This is a genomic window from Shewanella sp. SW1 (assembly GCF_025653545.1).
GTDB classification, from domain to species: domain Bacteria; phylum Pseudomonadota; class Gammaproteobacteria; order Enterobacterales; family Shewanellaceae; genus Shewanella; species Shewanella oncorhynchi.
Map to the genome: position 1 here is coordinate 1 of NZ_JAKKSG010000044.1, position 4,373 is coordinate 4,373.

Sequence of the window (4,373 nt, forward strand, 5' to 3'; positions counted from 1 at the left end):
ACCAGTGAACCAGTGATCATGTTTTTAACATAGTCAGCGTGGCCTGGGCAGTCTACGTGTGCGTAGTGACGTGAAGGCGTGTCATATTCGATGTGAGAGGTATTGATCGTAATACCGCGCTCACGCTCTTCAGGAGCGTTATCGATTTGAGAGAAGTCTTTAGCTTCGCCACCGTAGGTCTTAGCCAGTACGTGAGAGATAGCTGCAGTCAGTGTGGTTTTACCATGGTCAACGTGACCAATGGTGCCCACGTTTACATGGGGCTTAATACGTTCAAATTTAGCTTTAGCCATGGTAATGCCTCAGTCCAAGATTCTTGGTGATGAAAACTAACATATAGAAAAAATCCGATGCATTAAAATGACATCGAACCGATTATGTTTAGGCGTAGGAGCTAAATTTAGAGAGGCTGGTGCTGATAGGCAGATTCGAACTGCCGACCTCACCCTTACCAAGGGTGTGCTCTACCAACTGAGCCATATCAGCAACTAATTTGGAGCGGACAGCGGGAATCGAACCCGCGTTATCAGCTTGGAAGGCTGGAGTAATACCATTATACGATGTCCGCGCAACCTAACTAAGGCTACCTAACTACCTAGAAAAAAGTGGTGGAGGGAGAAGGATTCGAACCTTCGAAGGCTGAGCCGTCAGATTTACAGTCTGATCCCTTTGGCCACTCGGGAACCCCTCCACAGAAAATGGTGCCGGCACCAAGAGTCGAACTCGGGACCTACTGATTACAAGTCAGTTGCTCTACCAACTGAGCTATGCCGGCATTATCATTTCGGAACGGGATATTAGGTAAATGCGCTCCCAAGTGCAAGTAAAAAACGCCTATTTACGTAAAAAAAACGCTTGAACGGTGTTTTTTTACACGTTATGCAACTTTGACGGCCAATTAAACAGCGAATACATCAAACGGTAACGGAAACACGACTGCAATCACCCATTTAGTATTGTTCCAAATAATCTCATAGTGTACTGTGCCTTTCCTAAGCTGAGGAAAGCCAATGACTTCTAAAAATTCAATTCAAAAAGCACTCTATCTCGCCTTCGAGCGCCTGCAATGGTCTGAGTTACGAGATTCAGTGCCGTTGACACTGAGTGAGCAAGACTTGGAGAACCTTAGAGGCATAAATGAAAAGATTTCCTTATCGGAAGTGACCGATATTTATCTTCCCCTTAGCCGGCTACTGAATTTGATCGTTAAAGCTAAGCAACAACGAGGCTTAGTGGTTGATGAATTCCTCGGTCAAAAACCATCAAAAAGTCCTTACATCATTAGTATTGCTGGTAGTGTCGCCGTCGGGAAAAGCACCACAGCACGTATTTTGCAAGCTTTACTACGACACTGGCCTGAACACCCAAAAGTTGATTTGGTGACAACAGATGGTTTTTTGTATCCTCTGGCGGACTTAAAACGTAAAGGACTCTTACAGCGTAAGGGATTTCCAGAAAGTTACGATATGAAAATGCTGGTTGAGTTTATCTCCGCCGTGAAATCCGGTCAGCCACATGTGAAAGCCCCTATCTATTCGCACGTCACCTATGACCGCGTTAAGAATCAGCATCAAACCGTTTCTCAGCCAGACATCTTAATTTTAGAAGGCTTGAATGTATTACAGACTGGACTCGACTCCCCCGTTGATACCCGTCGTCCTTTCGTCTCCGATTTTGTCGACTTTTCTATTTATGTCGATGCGGAAGAACCTTTGCTGAAACAATGGTATAAAGAACGATTCTTGCAGTTCCGCTCTGGCGCATTCAGTGACAAAAAATCTTATTTTCATCACTATTCGACGCTAACCGACGATGAAGCCAATACGATTGCCGCCAATATTTGGGACACAATCAATGGCCCAAACCTACAACTTAACATTCAACCGACCCGTGAGAGGGCCCATTTGATCCTGCAGAAAGGTCAGGATCATTTGATGTCCCACGTGCTGATGCGCAAATAGCCTTATATAAAATTGACTCTTGGGTACTTAGCGTGCCCTTAAGCTAATTTCACCGCCGATAAATGCTTGAACACCATCGGCGGTTTCGAGCAATACCGCACCTTGCTCATCAACGCCACGACAAATTCCTTCGACAGACTTTTCCCCCATAAGCAAACGTATTTCACGGCCATAAAATAAGTCCGCAACTTGCCAACGAGTCTTGAATGCAGCTAATCCTTCACGCTCAAATAACTGAATATCACGCTTAAGCTGCTTCTGTAATGCAATAACAAGCGCCGTCTTGTCAGGCATATCGACCAACTCTGACAAATCACTCCAAGGCTGATCGATACCTTTACCTTGCTCCTCGGACATAGCCATATTCACACCAACACCTATGATAAGCTGGCACTGGCTATCAGCCTGACCCGACATCTCAATCAAGATCCCGGCAAGCTTCTTGTTATCCAAATAGATGTCATTGGGCCACTTAACACCAATATTCTCGACGCCAAAAGATTTAAGCACTTCAACCAATGTACAGGCCACCACTAAACTTAATCCCATTGCCTGCGCCATTCCCTGCGGGAAAGTCCAAAACAGCGAGAAATATAAGTGATGCCCATAGGGCGACACCCAAGTTCGGCCTCGACGACCACGACCTGCGGATTGATACTCTGCCACACACACATCACCATTCTTCAATTCAGTAATATGGTCCAGCAAAAAACCGTTGGTGCTTGCTATCTCATCAAAGTAAAAGCAACGATTATCAATTGATTGCACTAAACGTGAAGCATCAATCAAAGAAATAGGATTCGCTAACTTATAGCCGCGACCTTTGACGCTATAAATTGCCACACCATAGGTTTCTAGCGCATCGATGTGCTTATTCACTGCGGCACGCGAAATCCCAAGTTCAGTGGCTAACTGCTCGCCAGAAACAAATTGCCCGCTAGATAATAAAGCTAATATCTGGCGTTTTCTTCCCCAATGATCAGACATGCAAATCTCCTTCGCCATTAGCCCCGATGATTCTAGGTTCAGCTTCTAGCACGACACCAAATTTATCCCGAACTTGCGCAATAACATGCAGTGCTAGGCGGCAAATATCATGCCCCGTTGCTCCGCCTCGATTCACTAACACTAAGGCTTGCTTGTCATGCACTGCCACATTGCCGAGCACAAAACCTTTCAGTCCCGCTTGCTCAATCAACCAGCCTGCAGCCAATTTCACTGTTGCATCCGCTTGTGCGTAGCCCACTATCGTCGGAAAACGCTGTGCTAAATCTAGATAACAGGCCGCGCTTACAATGGGATTTTTAAAGAAACTGCCTGCATTGCCGAGCACAGCGGGATCAGGAAGCTTTTCACTTCGTACTTGGCATACGCGCTCAAAAATCTCATGCGCTGTAACGGTTGCAGGATCAAACGATTGCAATGGACCATAGGCCAAACGCGGTTGCCAACGTTTAGCTAAGCGCAGTCCAACAGCTGTGACTACAGCGAGATTGCGCAATTTATCTTTGAAAATGGACTCACGGTAAGCAAATTGACACTCAGCTGTGCTGATGCGCACAAACTCACCAGAGGGTAAATCAAGATACTCAACCCAATCACACACATCACATAGTTCAACACCATAAGCACCAATATTCTGAATAGGTGCTGCACCAACCGTCCCAGGAATTAACGCCATATTCTCCAGCCCAAACATACCATGCTCGAGCGTAAACTGAATTAACTCGTGCCAATTCTCACCGGCCTCAACATCGAGATAAAACGCTTCTGTGTCTTCAGATATTTTTATTCCTTTCGATAAAATCCTGACAACTGTGCCGTTAAAGTCCTCCGTAAAGACCAGATTGCTACCGCCACCAAGCACCAACATAGGCAATTGCTGTTGCCATAGTGGAAGACAGATCGCCTTAACAGCTTCTTTTGAGTGCGCCTCAACAAGATCCGCGCAAGACTGGGCTAAACCAAAGGAATTAAATGATTGAAGGCTATGAGATAGAGACATGTGTTTGTTCAATGACGACAAAAACGTATTGTAACTGCTAAAAGCGAGGATTGCAGCTCATGCTAGAGAAGATGGCAGGATGAAGAACAGAGAGAAAAGCAGGAAAATCAGTCCAATTAACAAATTGCATAAGCAAAAAAGCCAGCTTATTCAGCTGGCTTGGTTACATCTCAATGAGATAATTAGGCGCTTGGCGATGACCTACTCTCACATGGGGAGACCCCACACTACCATCGGCGCGTTTGCGTTTCACTTCTGAGTTCGGGATGGGATCAGGTGGTTCCACAAGGCTATTGTCACCAAGCAAATTCTGTTTATTACCGTGTCCATCTCTGGCTCACGCTAATAATAATTCGGAAAGCTGATTTGCTTTGTTTGAGTTCAAACTTTATCAAGTATCTGTATTC

The 4,373-nt window shown here is 45.4% G+C and carries 4 protein-coding genes, 4 tRNA genes and 1 rRNA gene; 1 reads left to right on the plus strand and 8 read right to left on the minus strand.

The window, feature by feature from the left end:
- From L5M71_RS22850 to L5M71_RS22870, 5 genes are all read right to left on the minus strand, one after another.
- The coding region (locus L5M71_RS22850; protein ID WP_263220681.1) for a GTP-binding protein at positions 1-293 on the minus strand (293 nt) is incomplete at its 3' end.
- A 117-nt stretch (positions 294-410) separates the two neighbouring features.
- Positions 411-486: transfer RNA gene (locus tag L5M71_RS22855), tRNA-Thr, on the minus strand.
- Between the two features lie 8 nt (positions 487-494).
- A tRNA-Gly gene (locus tag L5M71_RS22860) sits at positions 495-568 on the minus strand.
- Between the two features lie 38 nt (positions 569-606).
- Positions 607-691: transfer RNA gene (locus L5M71_RS22865), tRNA-Tyr, on the minus strand.
- 8 nt (positions 692-699) lie between these two features.
- A tRNA-Thr gene (locus tag L5M71_RS22870) sits at positions 700-775 on the minus strand.
- A gap of 235 nt (positions 776-1,010) precedes the next feature.
- Here L5M71_RS22870 and coaA point away from each other — a divergent pair.
- A complete protein-coding gene (gene coaA / locus L5M71_RS22875; RefSeq protein WP_105251027.1) occupies positions 1,011-1,961 on the plus strand; it encodes a type I pantothenate kinase in 951 nt (316 codons plus the stop codon).
- A gap of 27 nt (positions 1,962-1,988) precedes the next feature.
- On the opposite strand, the gene birA is transcribed toward coaA, so the two are convergent.
- The 3 genes from birA to rrf all read right to left on the minus strand — a co-directional run bounded on the left by birA (position 1,989) and on the right by rrf (position 4,270).
- Entirely contained in the window at positions 1,989-2,948 is a 960-nt protein-coding gene (gene birA / locus L5M71_RS22880; protein ID WP_263209973.1) for a bifunctional biotin--[acetyl-CoA-carboxylase] ligase/biotin operon repressor BirA, read from the minus strand.
- Positions 2,941-3,966 (minus strand): UDP-N-acetylmuramate dehydrogenase, encoded by a 1,026-nt coding sequence (gene murB, locus L5M71_RS22885; protein ID WP_219252234.1) that lies wholly within the window; start codon positions 3,964-3,966, stop codon positions 2,941-2,943. The genes birA and murB overlap by 8 nt, the downstream gene beginning before the upstream one ends.
- A gap of 188 nt (positions 3,967-4,154) precedes the next feature.
- Positions 4,155-4,270: ribosomal RNA gene (gene rrf, locus L5M71_RS22890) — 5S ribosomal RNA — on the minus strand.
- Between the last annotated feature and the right edge of the window lie 103 nt (positions 4,271-4,373).

What these genes read in the sequence shown, in the direction of transcription:
- coaA (WP_105251027.1), top strand. Translation starts at nt 1,011, where the DNA reads ATGACTTCTAAAAATTCAATTCAAAAAGCACTCTATCTCGCCTTCGAG.
- birA (WP_263209973.1), bottom strand. Translation starts at nt 2,948, where the DNA reads ATGTCTGATCATTGGGGAAGAAAACGCCAGATATTAGCTTTATTATCT.
- murB (WP_219252234.1), bottom strand. Translation starts at nt 3,966, where the DNA reads ATGTCTCTATCTCATAGCCTTCAATCATTTAATTCCTTTGGTTTAGCC.